Origin of the sequence: Kitasatospora sp. NPDC093806 (genome assembly GCF_040683335.1) — a bacterium.
GTDB lineage: Bacteria > Actinomycetota > Actinomycetes > Streptomycetales > Streptomycetaceae > Kitasatospora.
The window spans coordinates 1-20,709 of record NZ_JBFBDO010000043.1 but is presented as its reverse complement, the minus strand read 5'-3'; the positions used below and the strand labels follow the sequence as shown (position 1 = coordinate 20,709).

Annotated in this window: 20 protein-coding genes; 5 read left to right on the top strand and 15 right to left on the bottom strand. The window is 73.5% G+C overall.

Going from position 1 to position 20,709, the window contains the following annotated elements:
* Positions 1 to 10: 10 nt before the first annotated feature.
* From AB0N76_RS20875 to AB0N76_RS20830, 10 genes are all read right to left on the bottom strand, one after another.
* Positions 11 to 1,513: a M81 family metallopeptidase gene (locus AB0N76_RS20875; protein ID WP_363558981.1), complete on the bottom strand. Its 1,503-nt coding sequence runs from the start codon at positions 1,511 to 1,513 to the stop codon at positions 11 to 13.
* Entirely contained in the window at positions 1,510 to 2,166 is a 657-nt protein-coding gene (locus AB0N76_RS20870) for an RraA family protein (protein ID WP_363558980.1), read from the bottom strand. Before AB0N76_RS20870 ends, AB0N76_RS20875 begins: the two co-directional genes overlap by 4 nt.
* Complete coding sequence (menC, locus tag AB0N76_RS20865; RefSeq protein WP_363558979.1) at positions 2,166 to 3,275, bottom strand: o-succinylbenzoate synthase; 1,110 nt, start codon at positions 3,273 to 3,275, stop codon at positions 2,166 to 2,168. Before menC ends, AB0N76_RS20870 begins: the two co-directional genes overlap by 1 nt.
* A 109-nt stretch (positions 3,276 to 3,384) precedes the next feature.
* On the bottom strand, positions 3,385 to 4,863 hold the full coding sequence (locus AB0N76_RS20860; protein ID WP_363558978.1) for a hypothetical protein: 1,479 nt from the start codon (positions 4,861 to 4,863) through the stop codon (positions 3,385 to 3,387).
* Complete coding sequence (locus AB0N76_RS20855) at positions 4,841 to 5,770, bottom strand: aminotransferase class IV (protein WP_363558977.1); 930 nt, start codon at positions 5,768 to 5,770, stop codon at positions 4,841 to 4,843. Before AB0N76_RS20855 ends, AB0N76_RS20860 begins: the two co-directional genes overlap by 23 nt.
* A 193-nt stretch (positions 5,771 to 5,963) precedes the next feature.
* Complete coding sequence (locus AB0N76_RS20850; RefSeq protein WP_363558976.1) at positions 5,964 to 6,725, bottom strand: iron-containing redox enzyme family protein; 762 nt, start codon at positions 6,723 to 6,725, stop codon at positions 5,964 to 5,966.
* Positions 6,726 to 6,745: 20 nt separating this feature from the next.
* On the bottom strand, positions 6,746 to 7,687 hold the full coding sequence (locus AB0N76_RS20845) for a hypothetical protein (RefSeq protein WP_363558975.1): 942 nt from the start codon (positions 7,685 to 7,687) through the stop codon (positions 6,746 to 6,748).
* Between the two features lie 558 nt (positions 7,688 to 8,245).
* On the bottom strand, positions 8,246 to 8,581 hold the full coding sequence (locus AB0N76_RS20840; protein WP_363558974.1) for a hypothetical protein: 336 nt from the start codon (positions 8,579 to 8,581) through the stop codon (positions 8,246 to 8,248).
* Positions 8,582 to 8,681: 100 nt separating this feature from the next.
* A complete protein-coding gene (locus tag AB0N76_RS20835; RefSeq protein WP_363558973.1) occupies positions 8,682 to 9,461 on the bottom strand; it encodes a hypothetical protein in 780 nt (259 codons plus the stop codon).
* Positions 9,458 to 10,366 (bottom strand): ABC transporter ATP-binding protein, encoded by a 909-nt coding sequence (locus AB0N76_RS20830; RefSeq protein ID WP_363558972.1) that lies wholly within the window; start codon positions 10,364 to 10,366, stop codon positions 9,458 to 9,460. The genes AB0N76_RS20835 and AB0N76_RS20830 overlap by 4 nt, the downstream gene beginning before the upstream one ends.
* A gap of 230 nt (positions 10,367 to 10,596) precedes the next feature.
* Between AB0N76_RS20830 and AB0N76_RS20825 the strand changes: the two genes are divergently transcribed.
* Entirely contained in the window at positions 10,597 to 11,919 is a 1,323-nt protein-coding gene (locus tag AB0N76_RS20825) for a histidine kinase (RefSeq protein WP_363558971.1), read from the top strand.
* Positions 11,916 to 12,581 (top strand): response regulator transcription factor, encoded by a 666-nt coding sequence (locus tag AB0N76_RS20820; protein WP_363558970.1) that lies wholly within the window; start codon positions 11,916 to 11,918, stop codon positions 12,579 to 12,581. Before AB0N76_RS20825 ends, AB0N76_RS20820 begins: the two co-directional genes overlap by 4 nt.
* A gap of 89 nt (positions 12,582 to 12,670) precedes the next feature.
* On the opposite strand, the gene AB0N76_RS20815 is transcribed toward AB0N76_RS20820, so the two are convergent.
* The 3 genes from AB0N76_RS20815 to modA all read right to left on the bottom strand — a co-directional run bounded on the left by AB0N76_RS20815 (position 12,671) and on the right by modA (position 15,652).
* On the bottom strand, positions 12,671 to 13,774 hold the full coding sequence (locus AB0N76_RS20815) for an ABC transporter ATP-binding protein (RefSeq protein ID WP_363558969.1): 1,104 nt from the start codon (positions 13,772 to 13,774) through the stop codon (positions 12,671 to 12,673).
* A gap of 130 nt (positions 13,775 to 13,904) precedes the next feature.
* The gene (locus AB0N76_RS20810; protein ID WP_363558968.1) at positions 13,905 to 14,816 is read right to left on the bottom strand and encodes an ABC transporter permease; all 912 of its coding nucleotides are present in this window, start codon (positions 14,814 to 14,816) and stop codon (positions 13,905 to 13,907) included.
* Positions 14,813 to 15,652: a molybdate ABC transporter substrate-binding protein gene (modA, locus tag AB0N76_RS20805; protein WP_363558967.1), complete on the bottom strand. Its 840-nt coding sequence runs from the start codon at positions 15,650 to 15,652 to the stop codon at positions 14,813 to 14,815. The genes AB0N76_RS20810 and modA overlap by 4 nt, the downstream gene beginning before the upstream one ends.
* A 314-nt stretch (positions 15,653 to 15,966) precedes the next feature.
* Here modA and AB0N76_RS20800 point away from each other — a divergent pair, with 314 nt between their 5' ends.
* Positions 15,967 to 17,469 carry a cytochrome P450 gene (locus AB0N76_RS20800; RefSeq protein WP_363558966.1) on the top strand — a complete coding sequence of 501 codons (1,503 nt, stop codon included), beginning with the start codon at positions 15,967 to 15,969 and terminating at the stop codon, positions 17,467 to 17,469.
* A gap of 367 nt (positions 17,470 to 17,836) precedes the next feature.
* Positions 17,837 to 18,679 (top strand): MHYT domain-containing protein, encoded by an 843-nt coding sequence (locus AB0N76_RS20795; protein WP_363558965.1) that lies wholly within the window; start codon positions 17,837 to 17,839, stop codon positions 18,677 to 18,679.
* A 272-nt stretch (positions 18,680 to 18,951) separates the two neighbouring features.
* On the opposite strand, the gene AB0N76_RS20790 is transcribed toward AB0N76_RS20795, so the two are convergent.
* Together AB0N76_RS20790 and AB0N76_RS20785 are read right to left on the bottom strand one after the other, a co-directional pair.
* Entirely contained in the window at positions 18,952 to 19,341 is a 390-nt protein-coding gene (locus tag AB0N76_RS20790; protein ID WP_363558964.1) for a hypothetical protein, read from the bottom strand.
* A gap of 238 nt (positions 19,342 to 19,579) precedes the next feature.
* Positions 19,580 to 19,783: a hypothetical protein gene (locus AB0N76_RS20785; RefSeq protein ID WP_363559023.1), complete on the bottom strand. Its 204-nt coding sequence runs from the start codon at positions 19,781 to 19,783 to the stop codon at positions 19,580 to 19,582.
* On the opposite strand from AB0N76_RS20785, the gene AB0N76_RS20780 reads away from it, so the two are divergent.
* Complete coding sequence (locus tag AB0N76_RS20780; RefSeq protein ID WP_363559019.1) at positions 19,694 to 20,281, top strand: sigma-70 family RNA polymerase sigma factor; 588 nt, start codon at positions 19,694 to 19,696, stop codon at positions 20,279 to 20,281. The two genes, AB0N76_RS20785 and AB0N76_RS20780, sit on opposite strands and share 90 nt — an antisense overlap.
* Positions 20,282 to 20,709: the final 428 nt, after the last annotated feature.

Genomic DNA, 20,709 nt, shown 5'->3' with positions numbered 1-20,709 from the left:
GGGGTTCCCGTCACCTCTCGGTCGGTCCGGACGACTGGACCGGTGCCCGGGTGGACATCGGCCAGAGTGTGGAGGACGGCCCGCTGCGCGGGATCGACTCGATCCGGCGGGTGGTCGGCCCGGGCGCGTCCGCCACCAGCACGAGGCCCGCGACGTCCGCGAAGCCCGCCCGGAAGTGGCTGCTGGACTTCACCCCGATGACCCGCTGGCGCTCCGGGACGATCCCGTGCAGCCGCAGGATCTCCGGGTCGAGGACCTGGCGCCGCTGGGAGGCGACGATCACCTCGGTGGCGCCGACGGTCACCCGTGCGCAGGTGCCGAAGTCGACCCGGTTGCCCTTGCGCATCGCCGTCCCGACGACCACGCCGTCGGTGATCGCCCGCACCGTGCCGACCGCCTCGACCGGGGGGCCGCTGGCCCAGCCGTGGCGCCCACCGAGCCGGAGCGGGACGGTGGCGCCGACGCCGGCCCGGACGGCGGCGGCGACGGTCGGCGGGTCCCACAGGGTGGCGAGGCAGGTCGGCTCGGGGACGGCCAGCAGTGCCCGGAGCAGATGGGTGCTGTCGCCGGGCGCGCCCAGCCCCGGGTTGTCCGTGGAGTCGCCGATGACGACGGTGCCCTCCTTCGACTCCAGGGCCGCCCGGACCGCCTCGGCCGGTTCCAGGAGGTCCAGGCGGAACAGCTCGCGGTGCTCCTCCAGCCAGCGGGCGAGCCGGGCGCAGCATTCCTCGGCCAGCCGGGCGTCGCCGTCGGTGACCACCACCACGCTGGCGGCGGCCTGCTCGGTGTCCGCGTAGGGGAACCCGTGGAAGGCGGTGCAGGAGAGCACGCCGGGGAGCCGCTCGACCTCCTTGGCCAGCTCCATCAGCCGGCTGCCCGGGAAGCCCTCGACGGTGGGGGAGGGCGGGAGTTGCAGGGGCACCCGCCGGAACCGGGCCACCGGGCGGATCTCGCCGCGGGCCGCGGCGATGGCGGACCGGGCGGCGAGTGCGGCGCGCTCGGCCGAGTCGGTGTGCGGATAGCGGTGGAAGCCGGTCACCACGTCCGCGAGGTCGACCAGTTCCCCGGCGACGTTGGCGTGCAGGTCCATGGTGACGGCGATGACCGCGTCGGGCAGCCGGGCGCGGACGGCCCGCAGCACGGCGAGGTCGAGCGAGCCGGTCGGGTGGACGACGCCGGCCCCGTGCAGGTCGAGCAGGACGATGCCGCAGTCACCCGCCTCCCGCACCGCGTCGACCAGTTCGGACTCCAGCTGCCGGTAGGTCTCCCCGGCGACCGCCGGCCCCGGTTCCGCGCGGGCGTGCAAGGCGGGGACGGCCTCGACCCCGGCCTCGGCGCAGGCCGCGAGGTAGCCGCCGGTCACGGCGGCGGTGCCGCTGAACTCGTCGAGCATGTCGCGGCCGCGGTGGCGGTCGAAGGCGTCGAGCCCGGCCGTCCCCAGGTACTCGACCATGAAGGTGCTCGACTCGTGCACCAGCCCGCCCACCACCGCCCGTAGCGGCGGCGCGCTCATCGTCCGGCCAGCCCGAGGGCGTTGTAGCCGTGCCGCGCGCGGGTCTCCCGCAGCGGGACGCCGTCCTCCAGGTCCGCCCGGATCAGCCGTTCCACCCGGGCCACCTCCAGCACCGTCTCCGCGGTGCGCTCCAGCACCGTGGCCGGCACCACCAGCGCGCCGGAGTCGTCGGCGACCACGATGTCGCCGGGGGAGACCGGGGTGCCGGCCACGACCACGCCCACCTGCACCGCTTCGAGCCGGACCCGGTGCTTGCCGGACTTCATGTACGCCGCGAGGCTCCAGAGCGAGTAGCCGAGGGCGCGGCTCTCGCCGACGTCGCGGCAGGCGCCGTCGATGACGGTGCCGGCCACGCCCCGGCGCAGCGCGACGGAGCTGAGGATGTCCCCCCAGACGGTGCAGTGGGTGCGGCCGCCGTTGGCGATCAGCACCACCGCGCCCTCGGGGACGTCGTCGACGAAGTCCCCGGCCGGTGCGGACCGCCCCGCCTCCACGGGCGCGTAGCGGAGGGTGTAGGCCGGGCCGGCCACGCTGCCGCTGCCGGAGACCCGGCGCAGGCCGGCCAGGCCGGTGCCGCCGTGGCCCAGCAGGTCGAGTGCGTCGCTCACCGCTCCGGTGCCGTGTTCGGCGAGGACCTGGACACTGGACGCCATTACCGCTCTCCTTTGGTCAGCTTCAGTTCGCGTTCGACCGCGAGCGTGCCCGTCGGCTCCACCCCGGTGCCGGCCCCGGGCAGCGGGCTCACCCAGCCGGGCCGCTCGAAGGCGAGCCGGGGCGCGGCTCCGTCGTCGTCGTAGTAGGTGTCGCTGGGGCCGACGTCGCTCGGCAGGGTCATGTTGGGCAGGGTGGCCAGCGCGAGGTTGGTCCACCGGCCGATCCCCTGGTCCCACTTGCCGCCGACGAAGGTGGGGATGCCCTCGGCGGCGCAGAAGTCGTGGATGCGGACCGACTCGCCGAGACCGCCCACCCGGCCGGTCTTGATGTTCGCCATCCGGTACGCCCCCAGCCGCGCCGCCTCCTGGGCCTCCCGTACCGAGTGCAGCTGTTCGTCCAGGCAGACGGCGGTGGAGAGGCGGTGCTGCAACTCGGCCGTGGCGTCCAGCAGGTGGCGGGGGAACGGCTGTTCCACCGCCAGCAGTCCGAACCCGTCCAGGGCGGTGAGCGCGTCGAGGTGGCTCTCGTCGTAGGCGGCGTTGGCGTCGGCGATCACCGGCAGTGCGGGGAAGGCGGCGTGGACCTCGCGGACCGGCTCGACGTCCCAGCCCGGGCGGATCTTCAGCCGGACCCGCCGGTACCCGGCCCGGACGTTGGCTTCGACGTTGCTCAGCAGTTCGTCGATGCTCGACTCGATGCCGGCGGTCGCGCCCACCGGCACCGGCCGCAGGGCGCCGCCCAGTTCCACGCTGAGCGGCCGGTCGTTGAGCCTGGCCCGGAGGTCCCACAGGGCGGTCTCCAGCGCGCCCTTGGCCTCCTCGTGCCCGTTGATCTCCCGCCACAGGTGCAGGCAGGTCAGCGGATCGCCCTCGCCGGCCGCCAGCAGCAGCGGGCCGAGGTACTCCTCGATGACGTACCAGGCCGTCACGATGGTTTCGTAGTTGTAGAAGGGCGTCTCCATGGCCGTGCACTCGGCGCGTCCGACCGCGCCCTCACCCTCCACCTCGACGATCAGCTTGGTCCAGGTCTCGTAGCGCTGCCAGCGGTTCTCGAACGGCCGGGTCAGCGGCGCGGTGACCAGTCGTAGGGTGATCGTGCTGATCTTCATGCTCGTCCTCTCATCGTCTCGTCCTCGCGCCCGCTGGTCCGCTGGTCCGCTGGTCCGCTCGGCTGCCGGCCCGCTCGCCATCTCGTCGGACCGTCATTCCGTCGGACCGTCATCCCGTCGGATCGGGCGGGGTCACGTGCACGGAGAGCTTCTGGCCGCCCTGGAAGACGTTGACCCGGGCGTTGAGGCTCGCCTTGGACCCGAGGAAGGCGACCTTCCCGTGGATCAGGTAGGTGTCCAGGCTGACCGGCATGGCCACCACGGGGACCGGCCCGTCGGTGCGGACCACCGGGTACGCGGTCGGCGGGACGAACTCCTGGACGATCCCGCCCCGCTCGGCCGCAGCGGCCAGGGTGGCCCGCCAGCCGGCCCGGGAGGCCGCGCGGCCGACCACGACCCCGTCGCCGCGAATGTCGTAGGGCTCCTTCAGCACGAAACGGTGCTGCTCCGCGAGCAGCCGCTCGTCCGGCTCGGAGCCGGGCCGCAGCGCGCGGCTCCAGGGCAGCAGCTCCTCGGCCGGCAGCCGCTCCCGGTCCTCGAACAGGTCCGCGAATTCCGGCTCTTGCAGAAAGGCCAGGGTGAGCTTGGACTCGGCGATGTACCGTGCGCCGAAGGAGTTGAGGTGGACCAGGTCGGTGTCGCGCAGGATCCGCACCCAGGTCCGGACCAGCTCCGGGTCCTCGTCGACCAGGGTGCCCCAGGCGACGGTGTTGATCTTGTTCCAGCACGCGTCGACCGGGCCGCCGCGCGCGTGGACGCGCCCGCCGACCACCCTCAGCTCCCGTGGGTCCGCGACGAACGCCTCCACCCCCGGGGCGCTGAAGAGTTCGGCCATCTCGCCGCTCTCCCGGTTGGCCCGGCCCCGCGGCTGGAGCACCGCGACCCGGACCTCCGCGGTTCGCCCCGAGCGGGCGGCCGGCAGGCCGGCCAGCAGGGCGTCCAGCAGTGCGCGGTCGTCCGGTGCGGTGCGGGCGTGGTGCTCCTGCCCGGGTACCCCGGCCTGCCGCAGCACGTCCCGGACGGCGGCGTGGATCCTGGGCGTGAACAGCGTCCCGGCGGGGGCGTCGGCGTTGTTCTCCAGGATCCTCAGCCGCTCGGTGCCCTGTTCCAGGTAGCCGTCGAGCCGGCACACGCCGATCCCCGGGCCGCGCTCGCCCTCGGCGTCGATCAACTCGACCGCCGCCCGGCTGAGCCGGTACCAGTCGCGGACCCGCTTCTCGCCGCGGTGGAGCAGGACGACCTTCTCCAGCAGCCGGACGTATTCCTCCAGGCGTCGGCCTGTCCGCTCGACGGCCTCGCCGCGCAGGTAGAGCGGGAGGGGCGAGAGCGGGAAGGCCCGGTTGCGGAAGGCCGGGGCCGTCCGCTGGGCCCGTTCGGTGAGTTCGGCCAGCCGGTCGCCCAGGCCGGTGAGGCGGGCGGCGGTGTCGAGGGCGGTGTGCCAGTCGATCAGGGCGCCGGGTTCGCTCGGGGCGCTGGGTTCGCTCGGGGCGCCGGGTTCGGTCGTGGTGCCGGGTTTCGTCGCCGGATCGGGGCCGCGGGTCGGCGGCGGTCCGCCGGGAAGGGCCTCAGTCGCGTCGGCCGCTGACACCGGCCACCTCCTGGGCGGGGGCCGGGCCGGCCGGTCGGCGGACGTCTTGGAAGTACTCGATGACGAGTCGGCGGGTGATCGGCTGCTTCTCGTGGAGACGGCACAGGTGGCCGTCGAAGGACGCGACGGGAGCGAACTCCAGGCCGGTACCACACAGGAACGCCTCGTCGGCGGACCAGGCCTGTTGTCGCGTCAGCTCCGTCTCCTCCACCGGGATGCCGAGCGTGGGCGCCGTCCGCAGCACCCAGGCCCGGGTGATGCTGGGGAGCACGTCCTCGGACAGCGCCGGCGTGTACAGCACGCCGTCCCGGACCAGGAAGAGTGCCGCGGTGGGCGCCTCGGCGAGCCGGCCGTGCCGGTTCACCAGGACGCAGCCGTCGAATCCCGCCTCCTTGGCCGCCAGCCACGCCAGCCGGGGGCCTGCGTAGTTGGCGATGTTCTTGGCGTGCGGGGGGTGCACGGCAGAGGAGCCGCGCTCCCGGTCGCTGATCTGCAGGGCCATCGAGCGGCCCTCGTTGAGCCAGCGCTTGCGGCCCATCGGGGAGGCGGTGACGCTCAGCCGGGGGAGCGCGGGCTCCCCCAGCTGACCGGCGTTCAGCGGTGTGGCCGCCACTCGCACGTAGGCGTCCTGCCTGATGTCGTTCCGTTCCGCCAGTTCGGTGATGATGTCCGGCAGGGCGGAGAGTCCGGGGTCCGGGAAGCGCATCGCCTGCAGCGAACGCCCCATCCGGTCCAGGTGCTCCGCCAGCAGGAACGCTCTGGCACGTCCTCCGTCGAGTGGTGCGTAGAGCCGGATGCCCTCGAACACCGACAGTCCGTAGCGCATGGCCAGACTGCCGATCGGGACGACGGCTTCGGCGGAACTCACCCAGCGGTCCTGGAAGAAGACGTGCGGGTAGACGGTCACGTGGTCATCCGATCGTTCTCCGGTTTCTTTGAGACGCGCGCTCCCGCGCGGTGCTGCCGGTCCTCGCGGGGCCTACGGCGCCCTCATCCGGCCGATGACCACTCGCTGACGACTGCCCCGTGATCCCGTGGCCGGCGGCCGAGGGAATGACGCGGCGGCAAGTGCCGCCGCCTGCACGGGATGTGGCCGACGACTACGCGGAGTAGACGAAGACCGGCTCGGTGGGGTCGTAGCCCTCGCGCAGGATCGCGTCGAAGTGGCGGTGGCGCAGTTCGATCGCCTGGCGCAGGCTGGCCTTCGCGTCCTCCTGTCGCTGCGGCGTGTCGCAGTAGCGGACGAGCAGCTGGCGCAGCGGCTCGGTGTGCTCGTCCTCCAGCTCGCTGACGCCGGACTGGTCGGCGTCACCGGAGGCGTGGTGGACGAAGAACTCGTAGCCCCAGTCGGGAAGCTGGTAGGCGTCCCGCATGACGGCCATCATGCTGTGGCCGGCCCGGTTGGTGATCGGCGGCTGACCCTCCATCAGCATCAGTACGGAGGTGGCGCCCACGGTGAAGTGGACGTTGGTGTTGTTGCACGCGTTCTTGTTGTGCTCGACGATCGCCACGGTCTCCGGGAACGGCGTGACGCCCGGCAGCGACTCCGGTGCGACGCCCACCGCGCGGCCGAAGTCCTCGAAGGTGTCGACGTGACGCTTGGAGTCGGTCAGACCGCCGGTCTCCTCCTCGTAGGCGTTCTCGATGAAGGAACGGCGCAGCTCCAGGTCGTCGGCGCGGTGCCCGACGCCCATCAGGTTACGGGTCCACCAGCTCTTGATGGGCCAGCGCTGCGCCACGAAGGTCTGCAGCAGTCGCTCGGTCGCCTTGCCGTCGAGAATGAGCTGGTAGAGCGGGCTCGTCATCTTGGACCGCTCGGCGATGATCGCCTCGATCTCCTCGATGAAGGTGTCGGATGACATCTTGCTCTCCTTGATCGGTGTCAACGGGTGGACGTGGTGCCGTCGATCAGCGCGAGCAGCCCTTCAGGGCTCTCCCGCGTGATCTCCTCCAGGGCGTCGAGATTGAGGTCGAGGAGGCCACTGGCGACGGACTCGAACTGGGCCCGGAGATCCGCCCCCTTCCACGGGGCCAGCAGGTCGGCGGAGGTCTCCACGAGCGGGGACACCACGAGGTCCTGCCCGCGGTGTGCGCGCAGGTACGAGGCGACCAGCTCCAGCGCCAGGTTTCCGCCCCCCTTGCCCATGCCGGCGAGGGAGGCGTCGACGTACGTGAATCCTTCGCGCATCGCGGCGAGCGCGTTGGAGAACCCCATGCTGATGCCGTCGTGGGGGTGGAAGCCGAGTGTGAGGCCGCTCTCGTGCTGGACCTTCGCGGCGAGCCTGGCCACGTCCTCCGGGAACAGGCTCCCGTTGGAGTCGGCCAGGTAGAAGATGTCGGCGTCCAGCGCCGCGGCGGCGGCCGCCGCGGCCAGGACGGTCTCGTCCTCCAACTCGCTGACCCGGATCACGTTGACGGCGAACTCCAGGCCCGCTTCGTGCGCCGCCGCGACGTACGGGGCGAGGCGTTCCACCCGGTCCGGTCTGGTGGGCACCCGGACCAGGCGCACACCGTGGTCGGCGAGCCGGGCCAGGTCCTTCGGCTCGGTGTCCTTGACGTGGGCCATCACCGTGACCCCGGTCGATCCGGCCACCTCCTGGAGACCGTCCAGGTAGTGGGGCGGGCAGGAGGCCGCCGGCGCCTCGGCCCCGTCGACGCGGTGGCGACGGGGGCGGAGGTAGCCGACCTCCGTGAACGGGATGCGGGCGCTCGCGCAGGTCCGTACGACCCGCACGGCCTGCTCGATGGTCCACGAGTGTTGATTGACGTAGCCCCCGTCACGAAGCGTGACATCGAGGAGCGTTGTCCTATCGGGTTGCTTCATCACTCTCCCCAGGCATATCCGAGATGGTGCTCTGTGCGCGGGAGTGGTGGAACAGCGGGGGTTGCCCTAGATCAACGATCAAAATAACCCTACGTTGATCGTGCTCGACAGAACAAGGATCAATCGAACGTTGGCCGAAGCTCGCGGGCCGATCATTTGTGCACCGCTGGTCCCGGAAATGTCACGGACGACTGGGCACAGGTGTGCGAGGAGTGCCGGGGCTGGGCGCCTCGGGGGGAGAAGTGCGAAGTCAGAGCGGTGTGGCCGGTGCCGGCCAGGGGCTTGGGTGAATGTGTCCGGGTCAGCCTGCGGTTGGCGGTCATCGAGTTCTGCTCGATTTTCTCCAATGATTTGGAAGATTGCTCGTGGGAATTTTGAGTCGACTACTTCTCGCCACCTGCGGTCAACTGGAGAGTAGGGTTACGCTATTTTACTCGCGTTTAATCCGCGCGTAATTTCTCTTCACAATCGCCGCGATCGGGCGCCGGAATGGCGGCTGATGACTGACAGCTGACGGATGACAGATTTCAATATCTGTCATCTGTCATCCGTCAGCTGTCAGCTGTCAGTCGCCCGTCGGGTCGTGGGCCGGGTGAGGCGCTCCGTCCGGCAGGCGAGTTCGGTCAGCCGCTGTGTCCAGTCGGCGTCGTCCTGCGGGAGGCCAGCGGGTCCGCGTTCCACCACGCGCAGTCGGGTGTGGCCGCCGGGCTCCGGGGTGAGGGTGAACTCGATCAGGGTGGCGGGCTCGTCCGGCGTCCTGCGGAGGGTGAGGGTGGCCGGCGGCTCGGCCTGTTCGATCCGGGTGGCCGGGAACTCCGTCCGGGTGAGGACCTCCCAGACCCGCTCGCGGGCTGCCGCGATGACGATCTCACGCTCGATCCTGTCGGCGACCATGCGCTGAACCTCCTCGATTCGTTGCCCGAGGGTCCCATGCCGTCCACGCCATGTGCAACTCGTCGGTTGCACATGGCGTGGGCCGTCCCGCTCCCGGACGTCAGACCTCGTAGCGGCGGAGGGAGCGCAGTCCGCCGTACGCGGCCGCCCCGGCCCAGAGCGCCATGATCAGCAGGCCGGTCCAGTGCCCGAAGTGGATCGCCGGGTCGGGCTGGGTGCGCATTGCGTACAGCCCGGCCCGGTCGGGGAGGAACTGTCCCGCCTCGCGGACCCCGGGGATCGCCGCCAGCAGGGTCGTGCCGAGGAACAGCATCGGGGTCAGCAGGCCGAGCGCCGCGCTGAAGTTGCGCAGCACGGCCGTCAGTCCGAGGCAGAGCACGACCAGCAGCGGGTGGTAGAGCACGGCGGCGAGGAAGCTCCGGCCGAGGCCGGGAGTCGACAGGTCCAGTCCGACCGTGCCGGCGACCGCCAGGGCGGAGCCGGCCGTGGAGACCACCCCCGTCAGCAGTCCCAGCCCGGCGCCCAGCGCGAGCTTGGCCGCGTAGAGCCGGCCGCGGTGCGGGACGGCGGTCAGCGAGACGCCGATCATGCGGGTGTTGAACTCCTGCCCGACCAGGAGGATCCCGAGGGCCGCCACCGCGACGTGGCCGAACAGCAGGCCGTAGTAGAGGCCGTCGGCCGGATCCTCGCCCAGCGAGTGGTCGACCTTCCCGTAGGCGGCGTTGACGGCGGCGGTGATCCCCACGGTCAGGACGACGGCGCAGACCGGGGCGATCCACTGGGAGCGCAGGGTGGCGAACTTGAGCCACTCGGAGCGGAGGGCGGCGGGCACCGCGCGGGTCGCGCGGGTCTTCCCGGCCGGGGCGAGCACGGCGCTCATGCCGCCACCGCCCGGTACTCGACGCTGTCGGTGGTCATCCGCATGAAGGCCTCCTCCAATGAGTCCTGCTGGACGGCGATCTCGTACAGCACCACGCCGTTGGCGGCCGCCAGGGCGGCGATCCGCTCCGGTTCCGCGCCGCTGACCTCCCAGGCGCCGTCGGGCAGCGGTTCGGCGGCCAGGCCGGAACCGCGCAGCAGGGCGTCCAGCCTGGCCGGGTCGACCGCGCGGACCCGGACCCGGGTGCGGCCGTGCCGGTCGATGAACTCCCGGGTCGCGGAGTCCGCCAGCAGCCGGCCCCGGCCGATCACCACCAGGTGGTCCGCGGTCAGCGCCATCTCCGTCATCAGGTGCGAGGAGACCAGCACCGCGCGCCCCTGCGTGGCCAACTCCCGCAGCAGGGTGCGGATCCAGCGGATGCCCTCCGGGTCGAGGCCGTTCACCGGCTCGTCGAGCATCAGCACCGGCGGGTCGCCGAGCAGGGCGGCGGCCACGCCGAGGCGCTGGCGCATGCCGAGCGAGTAGCCGCGGATCCGCCGCCCAGCGGCGTCCGCCAATCCGACCTGGCCGAGCACCTCGTCCACCCGGCGCTCCGGTAGGCCGTTGCTCGCCGCCAGCCAGCGCAGGTGGCCGCGCGCCGTGCGGCCGCCGTGCAGGGCGTGCGCGTCGAGCAGCGCGCCCACCTGCCGCAGCGGGGAGTCGAGTTCGGCGTACCGGCGACCGTTCACGAGGGCGCGGCCGGCGGTGGGCCGGTCGAGGTCGAGGATCAGCCGCATGGTGGTGCTCTTCCCGGCGCCGTTCGGGCCGAGGAAGCCGGTCACCACCCCGGGGCGGACCTCGAAGTCGAGCCCGTCCACCACCCGCACCCCGCCGTACTCCTTGCTGAGGCCCTCAACCTTGATCACGTCCGTCCCTCCTGGTTCCCGTGCGTCGTCGCTCTGTTGCCGGTGCCGGTGCCGGTGCCGGTGCCGGTATCGGTACCGATGCCGGTGTCGGTGCTGTGCCGGTGTTCCGGTCCTTCCGACGTCCTCCATCAGACCGGAGCCGGCCCGTCCGGCGGATCCCGCCCGGGAGGGGACCCGACTCCCTCCCGGGGGGGAGGCCGGCCACGGCGCTGACCTGGCAGGATGGCGCGATGCCCCGGATAATCGCGCCCCTGCTGAGCGCCGCCACCTACGCGCGGTGGCTGCACCTCCTGATCGGATGGGTCTTCGTCGGCGTCGTCCTGATGGTCTATCCGGGCACCTACCGGTGGGACCTCGGCGAGGTGCTGGTCCGGGCGGTACCGACGGACGTCGCGCTGCTGGTGCTCGTGGCGCTGCTGCCCGCGATGCGCCGGGCGGAGGGCGTGCAGGCGCGGCTGCTGCTCGTCCCCGACCGCGAGCAGGACATCGCCGCCGAGCCCGCCCGCGGCTGGTCCGACCGGTGGCGCACCGCGCTCTGGCTGGTCGGCCGGGCGGCCCTCGGCACGGTCGTCGGCGTCGCCTCGATCCTGGTGCCGGCCACCGCCGTGGAGCTCGTACTCGGCCGGACCCCCGAACTGTTCGGGTGGCGCCCGCCCGCCACCGACGGGCAGACCTGGTACCCGCTGCTGGCGCCGGTGCTGCTGTTCGCGCTCGGCTGGCTGGCCGTCTGGGCCGGTCGGCTCCAACTGGAGATGGCGGTGCGGCTGTTGGGGCCGTCCCCGGCCGAGCGGCTGGCCGCCGCAGAACTGCGCGCCGAACGCCTGCTGGAGCGCAACCTGTTGGCCCGCGAACTGCACGACTCCATCGGCCACGCGCTGACGGTGACGGTCCTTCAGGCGGGCGCCGCGCGGGCGGTGGGCGACCCGGCGTTCGTCGCCAGGGCGCTCGAAGTCATCGAGGAGACCGGCCGGCAGGCGATGGACGACCTGGAACGCACCCTCGCCCTGCTCCGCGACACCGGCGGCCCGGACACCGCGCCCACCGGCACGGCAGGCGGCGTGGACGGCCCCGACGCGCGGGAGCGGCCCGGGATCGAGCAGCTGCCCACCCTGTTCGACACCGCCCGGGCGGCCGGCAGCCCCGTCGAGGCCCGGGTCGACGTCCCGGCCGGGACGCTGCCCGGGGTGCTCTCCCGCGAGGCCTACCGGATCGTCCAGGAGGGCGTCACCAACGCCCTCAAGTACGCGCCCGGCGAACCGATCGGCATCCGGATCGCGGTCCGCGAGGGCCGGTTGGAGCTGCGCTGCGCCACCGCGCTCGGTCCGGCGCCGGGGGCGTCCGGGACGGGGTCCGGCGCGTCCGCACGTGGCGCCGGTGCAGGTACCCGAACCGTGACCGGGGCCGGCACGCGTCTCGGCGCATCGCGCCGAGGCGGCAAGGGACTTCGCGGCATCCGCGAACGGGCCGTGCTGCTCGGCGGCGAGGCCACGGCGGGCGCCGAGTCCGGCGAATGGGTGCTGGCCGTCCGGGTGCCCCTACGCTTGGGCGCGTGATGATCGACATTCTGCTGGCCGACGACGAGGAACTGGTCCGGGCCGGACTGCGGGCCGTCCTGGAGGCGCAGGGCGACCTGCGGGTGGTCGGCGAGGCGTCCGACGGCGCCGAGGCGGTCGCGCTGGCCCGTCGGCTGCGCCCGCACGTGGTGCTGATGGACGTCCGGATGCCCGGGACGGACGGCCTCGCCGCCACCCGCGAACTCGTCCGGGACGCCGCCGCCCCCGGCGGGTACGCGCCGAAGATCGTGGTCGTCACCACCTTCGAGATCGACGACTACGTCTACCAGGCCCTGCGCGCCGGGGCCGACGGCTTCCTGCTCAAGCGCACCCGGCCCGCCGAGATCGCCCAGGCGGTCCGGCTGGTGGCGGCCGGGGAGTCGCTGCTCTTCCCCGCCCAGATCCGCCGCCTCGCGGCCGGTCAGGCCAACCCGGCGGCGCGCGAGACGATGGCCCGGGCCGCGCTGACCGAGCGCGAGGCCGAGGTACTGCGCCTGGTGGCGCGCGGGCTGACCAACGGCGAGATCGCCGAGCAGCTGTTCCTCGGCGTGCAGACGGTGAAGACGCACGTCAGCAGCGTGCTGGCGAAGCTCGGCGCGCGGGACCGCACCCAGGCGGTGATCGCCGCGTACGAGTCCGGCTTCGTGGCGCCGACCGAGTAGCGTCCGCCGAGTGGGGCGATGCCGAGTGCCGCCCGCCGAGTAGCGCCGATGCCGGTGCGAGGTCGATGACCGGCGGGGCGGGGCGGGGCTCAGGCCGGGTAGGCGTGTGTCTGGGCGGCCTTGACCGCCGCCCAGACGGTCGAGCCGGGCGCGAGGCGGAGTTCGGCGGCCGCGGCCGGGGTCAGGTCGGCGGCCATCGGGACGGCGCCCGCCAGGTCGGCCCGGACCTGGTCGCCGTGCAGGTCCAGGCCGTTGACCGTCAGCTCCCAGACGTTGCGCGCGCTGCCCTGCGGCCGCTCGCCGTGCAGGGTGACCGCGGCCGGTGGGAAGGCGACGAACGCCGGGCCGGACAGCTCCTCGCTGGTGGCCAGCACGGCCCCGTCCGGCAGGGTGACCCGGTGTCCGTCGGCCGTGCCCCGGTACAGGTTGAGTCCGACCAGCCGGGCGATGTAGTCGGTCCGCGGGCGCCGGGCGATCTCGGCCGGTCCGCCGGACTGCACCTCGCGTCCGTGCTCGATCACCACCAGCCGGTCCGCGAGCACCATCGCGTCCAGCGGGTCGTGCGTCACGAGCACCGCGACCGCCTCGAACTCGGCCAGATGCCGGCGTAGTTGGGCCCGGACGTCGAGCCTGGTGCGGGCGTCCAGGGCGGCCAGCGGCTCGTCCAGCAGCAGCAGTCGCGGGCGGACGGCCAGCGCGCGGGCCAGCGCCACCCGTTGGGCCTGGCCGCCGGAGAGCCGGGCCGGACGGGCGTCGGCGTGGTCGGCGAGGTCCATCCGCGCCAGCCAGGCGGCGGCCTCGGCCCGCGCCTCGCGCTTGGGGCGACCCTGGCAGCGCGGGCCGAAGGCGACGTTGTCCAGCGCGCTGAGGTGCGGGAAGAGCAGGTAGTCCTGGAAGACCACGCCGACCGGGCGTTCCTCGGCGGGGGTGTGCAGCCGCCGGGCCGGGTCCTCCAGCACGTGCCCGTCCAGGCGCAGGTGGCCGTCGGTGAGCGGGAGCAGGCCGGCCAGCGCGCGCAGGGCGGTGGACTTGCCGGCGCCGTTCGGGCCGAGCAGCGCGACCACCTCGCCGGGGGCGGCGGCGAGCGCGAGGTCCAGGCTGAAGGCGGCGCGGTCGACGCGCAGCCGGGCGTCCAGGCCGGGCCGGCCGGGATCGCCCGCCCGGTCGGTGGCGGAGGTGGTGGCGGGGGTCATCGCAGCGGCGTCCCGAGGAGGGGGCCCGGAGCGCGCTCCGGGCGGCGCGGGCGGGTGGAGGGGCAGCCGGTGGCCCCGGACGCCACGGACGCTACGCATGTCACGGACGCCGGGAACGGCGGGGACGGCGTCACGGCGTGGACAGCCAGCGGTCGCGCAGTCCGGCCAGGACCGCGACGGACACCACCAGCAGCACCAGCGAGAGCGCGATCGCCGCCTGCGGATCCGACTCCATCGCGAGGTAGACGGCGAGCGGCATGGTCTGGGTGCGGCCGGGGAAGTTGCCCGCGAAGGTGATCGTCGCCCCGAACTCGCCGAGCGCCCGGGCCCAGGCCAGCACCGCGCCGGCGCCGATCCCCGGGGCGATCAGCGGCAGGGTCACCCGGCGGAAGGTGGTCAGCCGGGACGCGCCGAGCGTGGCGGCCGCCTCCTCGTAGCGCGGGTCGGCGGCGCGCAGCGCGCCCTCGACGCTGATCACCAGGAAGGGCATCGCGACGAACGCCTCCGCGATCACCACGCCGGTGGTGGTGAACGGCAGGGTGAGCCCGAAGGCGGAGTCCAGCCAGGAGCCGACGATGCCGCGCCGGCCGAGCACCAGCAGCAGCGCCACGCCGCCGACCACCGGCGGCAGCACCAGCGGCAGCGTGACCAGGGCCCGGACCAGCCGCCGGCCGGGCAGCTCGGTCCGGGCCAGCAGCCAGGCCAGCGGCACCCCCAGCACCAGCGACACCCCCGTCGCCGCCGTGGCGGACACCAGGGACAGCCGCAGCGCCTCCCACACCTGCGGGCTGGTGAGCTGCTCCGAGAGCGAACTCCAGGGCGCCCGGATCAGCAGCCCGACGAGCGGGAGGATCAGGAAGGCCAGGCCGAGCAGCGCCGGGAGCAGCAGGGCGACCGGCACCCGGTGCGCCCGCCGCCGCCCACGGCGCGGCTTGCCGGACGGCCCGCCGGAGGGCCCTTCGGCGGACCAGCCGCCGGGCCCGCCGTCGGGTCCGCCGGGCGTGCCTCCGGTGGGGGAGGGGCGGGTGGTGCGACGGATCACGGCGCCTGGAAGCCCGCCGCGGTCAGCACCTGCTGGGCCTCGGGCGACTGGATGTAGGCGACGAAGGCGGCGGCGCCGTCCTTGTTCGGCGCCTTGGCCAGCGCGGCGATCGGGTAGTCGTTCACGGCCTTGGCGGCCTCGGGGAAGTCCACGCCGTCGATCTTCGCAGCATCGGCCTTCACATCGGTGCGGTACACCAGCGACGCGTCGACCTCACCGAGCTCCACCTTGGTCAGCGCGCCCTTGACGTCCTGCTCCAGGGTGACCGGGGTGAGGTTCACGTTGGCGGCCTTGAGGGCGGTCAGCGCGGCGGCGCCGCAGGGGACCTCCTTCGCGCAGAGCGCCACCTTCACCCCGGGCGCGGCCAGGTCGGCCAGGCCGGCGACGTGCTTGGGGTTGCCCTTGGGCACGGCGATGGCGAGCGTGTTGCGGACGAAGGTCTTCGGCTCGCCGGCGGCGCCGCCCGCGTCGGTGACGGTCTTCATCGTGGCCGGGCTGGCGGCGGCGAAGACGTCGGCCGGGGCGCCGGAGTTGATGCTGGTGGCGAGGGCGGAGCTGCCGCCGAAGTTGAAGGTGACCTTGGCGCCCGGGTTGGCGGCCTCGAACTTCTTGCCGAGCTCGGTGAAGCTCTCCTTGAGCGAGGCGGCGGCGAAGACGGTGATCGCGCCGGAGGCCTTCGGAGCGCCGGCCGACGTGCCCGCGGTCGGGGCGGTGCCGTTGCCGGCGGTGGCGGTGCTCTTCGGCGCGTCGCCGTCGCCGCCGCTGCCACAGGCGGTCGCCCCGAGGGCGAGGACGAGGGCCGCCGTGGCGGCGACCGTGAGTCTGCGGATGGTCATTCCTTCGGTTCCCCTCCTGGGCGCGCCGGAAGGGGCGCGGGGTGAAAGCCGCAGGTGCGGCCGTTACGCCGATCATAGTGCCGCAGATGCGGGCGGAGAATCGCCTGTCTCATCGCACAGGCGAGGGGTGCTGCGGGTGGCGGGGTGACTGTCGGAAGGCGCAAACGGCCGGGCGTGGCGGCGGCTGTCGCCCTTCTCCGCTGATTACCCGTCAGTTACGTTGGAGGGAGCGCCACGAGGACGCCATCGAGGACGCCACCGAGGATGCCATCGAGGACATCGCCGAGGACATCGCCAAGGATGGGGATACGCCGATGACCACCGCCGACGCCGGCTCCGACGACACCGCCGCTCCCACCACTGCCGCCGCCACCGCCGCCCCTGCCACCCCCGCCGCCCCTGCCACCACCGCCACCGCCGTCGCCCGGGTGCCCGGGCCGCCCGGACACCCGCTGGTCGGGTCGCTGTTCGACCTGACCCGGCGGCCGCTCAAGACCTACCTCGCCGCCCGCCGTGAGTACGGCGACGTCGTCCGGTTCACCGCCGGCCCGCCCGGGCTGCGCGCCGAGTTCTTCATGGTGTTCTCCCCGGAGGGCGCGCACCAGGTGCTGGGCACCGAGGCGGCCAACTTCCGCAAGGAGAACAACTTCTACGCCGAGCTGCGGACCACCGTCGGCAACGGGCTGCTGACCAGCCAGGACGCCGAGTACCTGCGCCAGCGCCGGCTGATCCAGCCGCTGTTCACCCGCCGCCGGGTGGACGGCTACGTGAACGCCATCGCCCTGGAGAGCGCGGCGCTCGCCGAACGGTGGCGGGCGGTGCCGGACGGGGTGGTCGACGCCTCGCAGGAGATGTCGCGGTTCGCGCTGCGCACGGTCTCCCGGATCCTGTTCGGGACGGACGTCGAGGCGGCGGTGGAGGTGGTGGGCCGCTGCTTCCCGGTGCTCAGCCAGTACGTGCTCGACCGCGGCTTCGCGCCCGTCCTGCTGCCCCGCTCCTGGCCGACGGCCGCCAACCGGCGCGGTGCCGCGGCGCGGCGCGAGCTGTACGAGGTGTGCGACGGGATCATCGCCGAACGGGCGGTGCGGGCCACCCGGGGCGACGGGGGTGGCGGGGGCGAGGGGGCCGGCCGGGCGGACGGGCCGGTTTCGGACGACCTGCTGGAGCTGCTCACCCGGGCCCGGGGCGAGGACGGCGAACGGCTCGATCCGGCCGAACTCCGGGACCAGGTACTGGTCTTCCTGCTCGCCGGACACGAGACCACGGCGACCTCGATGGCCTTCGCGCTGCACCTGCTCGCCAAGCACCCGCAGGAGCGGCGCCTGGCGCGGGAGGAGGCCGACGCGGTGCTGGCCGGGCGGGAGCCGACGGCCGCCGACCTGGACGCGCTGCCGTACCTCACCCGGGTGCTGAAGGAGGCGATGCGGCTCTACCCGGCGGCCACCCAGGTGGGGCGGCGCGTGGTGGCCGAGACGGTGATCGGCGGGTACCGGATCCCGGCGGGCGCGCAGGTGATCGTGGCGCCGTGGGTCGCCCACCGGCACCCGGACCACTGGGAGGAGCCGGACCGGTTCGACCCGGACCGCTTCCTGCCCGAGCGGGAGAAGGAGCGGCACCGCTTCGCCTGGTACCCGTTCGGCGCCGGGCCGCGCGCCTGCATCGGGCAGCACTTCTCGATGCTGGAGTCGGTGCTGTCGCTGGGCGTGCTGCTGCGGGAGTTCGACGTCGACGTGATCGACCGTGGGGTGCGGCTGGGGCAGGGGATCACGCTGGAGGTGAACAGTCCGATGCGGATCCGGCTGACGTCGCGGGGGTGACGGCTGACAGTCGACGGCTGACAACTGACAGATAACAGATGACAGCTGACGGATTTCAGATATCAGATTCTGTCAGCCCAACTCCGTCCGCCCGGCGCACCGGCCGGGCGGCACAGGACCGGTCCATTCGAACACAGCACCCTTCCGCTGCGCGCAGCTTTTCACATCTTCGCGGAACCAATTCCGGCCCGCCGATAGCGTCCCACGCACCCCAGGCCGGAAGCGCACGTGCGGCTGGCATATGACAAGGCGGTCGACCCCGATCCGGGCCGGCCGCTCGGTCCGCCACCGCCCGGAGTCCGCCCGGCCCAGGGTGCCCGGGCGCAGCCTGAACCGCCCCGGGCCCGACCGGTCGACCGGAGGTCCCATGGGCACCATGAACCACTTCAGCTTCGGCTGGCTGACGCCCGCGCTCTCGTACGTCATGGCGTGCGCGGGCGCCGCGCTGGGCCTGCGGTGCATGCTGCGGGCCCTCGCCGCGTCCGGGGCCTCCCGCCGGAACTGGCTGCTCACCGCAGCCGCCGCGATCGGCTCCGGCATCTGGACGATGCACTTCGTGGCGATGTTCGGCTTCGCCGTCGACGGCACCGAACTCCGCTACGACGTCGGACTCACCGTACTCAGCCTGCTGGTGGCCGTCCTGGTGACCGGCCTCGGACTGGCCGCGGTCGCCCACGGGCGCCACCGCGGCCTCGCCCTGCTGGCCGGCGGCCTCACCACCGGACTCGGCGTCGCGGCCATGCACTACCTCGGCATGGCCGCCATGCGGCTGCACGGCGGACTGCGCTACGACGCCGCGACGGTGGCGCTCTCGGTGCTCATCGCGGTCGGCGCCGCCACCGCCGCGCTCTGGGCCGCCGTCACCATCCGCAACGTCTACGCGGCCGTCGGCGCGTCCCTGGTCATGGGCCTCGCGGTGAGCTGTATGCACTACACCGGCATGGCCGCGATCCACGTCCACCTGGAACCGGCCCGCACCGGGCTCGGCGGGGCCAACCCGATGGAGTTCGTCTTCCCGCTGGCCGTCGGCCTCGGCTCCTTCCTCTTCCTCACCTCGGCCTTCGTCGCGCTCTCCCCGACCGCCCAGGAACGAGCGGCCTACCGGGAGGCCGGTGAGTTCGCCATCGAGGACTTCGCGACCGTCCACCCCCGGACCCGGTCGTCGGCCGACCGGCCCGACCCTAAGGACCGGCACGACCGCGCCGCCTGACCGCCCGGCTCGCGGGCGCCCTCACCGACGAGCAGGGGCGAGAGTTCGCCGGCGCCGTGTTCGCCCGCCGGGAGTTCGAACGGGACCGGCCGTCGACCTGCGTCCGGCCGACCGGGACGCGCTGCTCGCGGTCACCACCGGCCAGGACCACCGGGACCTCGCCGCGTACGAGGACCGGATCCGCGCCGCCGGCGGCCGGACGGCGGCCGCCACCGCCCCGACGGAAGGGGTGCCGCCCCGCGCCGGACGGCACCCCTGATCAGGCCGTACGGTCAGCCGCGGCTCTGGAACACGATCCGGGTCCAGCTGGAGCCCGGGCAGTTGCCCCAGACCGCCCACGGCTCGGGCCGGGCGCCGATCCACAGGCCGGTGCTGGAGGTGCCGTTGGCGCAGTAGGTGATGGTGCGCAGCTCGCCGGAGTAGATCCGGCAGTTGCCCTCCCAGCGCCAGCCGTAGTCGGCGGTGATGACGCAGCGGTAGGAGGCGGTGATCGCGACGGGGGTGGTGGCGGCCTGCTTGGCGGTGATCACGGTCGTTCCGGCGGCGGCACCGGTCGGGAGGGTGACGGCGGCGGCCGGGAGGGTGGTGGTGCCGAGCACGCCGAGGGTGGCGGCGGCCACCATGCCGAGCTTGGCGATGTTCCGGGTGATGCATCCGGTCATTGGCGTTTTCTCCTCGCTCCTGGGGTACGTCCCCGGACGGTCGGCGGGTCGGCGGGGGATCCCGGAATGCCCCGGGATTCCCAATTCCCTTGCGCCGCGCGGTCGGTGACGTATTGCACACGAATGAGTGCACACGGTGGGATGACGAACTATGATGTGATCTGCGTCACAGGCCGGTTGGTCCGGCGTTCGCCAACCAGGCCTTCGGGGTGCCGATTTCCGAGGGGGCGGCATGGAGTCAACGGCGGGCTGTCAGGGCGGAGGAGGAGCGGATCTCCGTTCCGGGGCCGAATCGGCGGAATTCGACCGGGTGTTCACGGAATTGCTGCCGAGGCTCCATCGGGCGGCCGCGCTGCTGCTCGGAAATGCGTTCGGTGCGGGGGATGTCGTGCATGAGGCCTATCTCCGCATCGCCCGGCGTCCCGACCGCTTTCTCGGCCATCCGCAGCCCTATGCGTACGCGTTCACCACGATGGCCAACATCGTCCGCGACGAGTGGCGCCGCGACCGGCGCCGCGTGCTCCGGCCGGAGCCCGGCGCGGCGGCCGAGCGCGCCGGGACGGCCGACTGCGCGGGCGCGGCCGCGGCGGCCGGGGGCGTGCGGGGCGCCCGGGCCGTCCGGGGCGGGGGCGCCGATCCGGCGGGCGGCGGCGTGGACGAGCTGCAGGCGCACTGGGAGGTGGTCCGGCTGTTGCGCTGTCTGACGGTCAAGCAGGCCCGGGCGGTGGCGCTGGTCGACCTCGACGGGTACAGCATGGAGGAGGCCGCCGAGCTGCTCGGCGTGCACCGCTCCACGCTGGCGGTGACCCGGCGGCGGGCCCTGGTCCGGCTGCGGGCCGTCCTCGAACGGGAGCGCGAGGCGGGGGCCGGGTCGCCGGGCGGGCAGCCGGGTGGCCGCTCGGCCGGGACGCCCGGCGGCGGGGCCGACGCACCGAACTGACGGCAAGTCAGCTTCCGTGCCGCCCCGGCCCGTACGCTGAAAATCGTGATCACGTACGAGGAGCACCGGCTCCGTTCCCTGGCCGACGAGGGCCGCTGGATCGAACTGCTGGGCGCCTACCGGCAGGCCCGGGCGGCCGCCGTGGCGCTGGACGCCGCAGCCCTGGACGCCGCAGCCCTGGACACCGCAGCCCTGGACGCCGCTCCGTCGGGCGTCGCACCGCTGGCGGCCATGGCCCGGGCGGTCGCCGCATGGCGTCGGCCGGGGCTCGACAGGTCGGGACGCGACAAGCCGGGACGCGACAGGCCGGGGCTCGATGGGTGGTCGGGGCGCGCTGGGCGCCTACCGGCAGGCCCGGGCGGCCGCCGTGGCGCTGGACGCCGCAGCCCTGGACGCCGCAGCCCTGGACACCGCAGCCCTGGACGCCG

Excerpts from the sequence above, each read along its gene's own strand:
- AB0N76_RS20815 (WP_363558969.1), bottom strand. The coding sequence starts at position 13,774 with ATGACCCCCGCCACCACCTCCGCCACCGACCGGGCGGGCGATCCCGGC.
- AB0N76_RS20785 (WP_363559023.1), bottom strand. The coding sequence starts at position 19,783 with ATGGCCGAGAAAGCGGTCGGGACGCCGGGCGATGCGGAGATAGGCCTC.
- AB0N76_RS20870 (WP_363558980.1), bottom strand. The coding sequence starts at position 2,166 with ATGGCGTCCAGTGTCCAGGTCCTCGCCGAACACGGCACCGGAGCGGTG.
- AB0N76_RS20800 (WP_363558966.1), top strand. The coding sequence starts at position 15,967 with ATGACCACCGCCGACGCCGGCTCCGACGACACCGCCGCTCCCACCACT.
- AB0N76_RS20825 (WP_363558971.1), top strand. The coding sequence starts at position 10,597 with ATGCCCCGGATAATCGCGCCCCTGCTGAGCGCCGCCACCTACGCGCGG.
- AB0N76_RS20850 (WP_363558976.1), bottom strand. The coding sequence starts at position 6,725 with ATGTCATCCGACACCTTCATCGAGGAGATCGAGGCGATCATCGCCGAG.
- menC (WP_363558979.1), bottom strand. The coding sequence starts at position 3,275 with ATGAAGATCAGCACGATCACCCTACGACTGGTCACCGCGCCGCTGACC.
- AB0N76_RS20795 (WP_363558965.1), top strand. The coding sequence starts at position 17,837 with ATGGGCACCATGAACCACTTCAGCTTCGGCTGGCTGACGCCCGCGCTC.
- modA (WP_363558967.1), bottom strand. The coding sequence starts at position 15,652 with ATGACCATCCGCAGACTCACGGTCGCCGCCACGGCGGCCCTCGTCCTC.
- AB0N76_RS20875 (WP_363558981.1), bottom strand. The coding sequence starts at position 1,513 with ATGAGCGCGCCGCCGCTACGGGCGGTGGTGGGCGGGCTGGTGCACGAG.
- AB0N76_RS20840 (WP_363558974.1), bottom strand. The coding sequence starts at position 8,581 with ATGGTCGCCGACAGGATCGAGCGTGAGATCGTCATCGCGGCAGCCCGC.
- AB0N76_RS20835 (WP_363558973.1), bottom strand. The coding sequence starts at position 9,461 with ATGAGCGCCGTGCTCGCCCCGGCCGGGAAGACCCGCGCGACCCGCGCG.
- AB0N76_RS20845 (WP_363558975.1), bottom strand. The coding sequence starts at position 7,687 with ATGAAGCAACCCGATAGGACAACGCTCCTCGATGTCACGCTTCGTGAC.
- AB0N76_RS20790 (WP_363558964.1), bottom strand. The coding sequence starts at position 19,341 with ATGACCGGATGCATCACCCGGAACATCGCCAAGCTCGGCATGGTGGCC.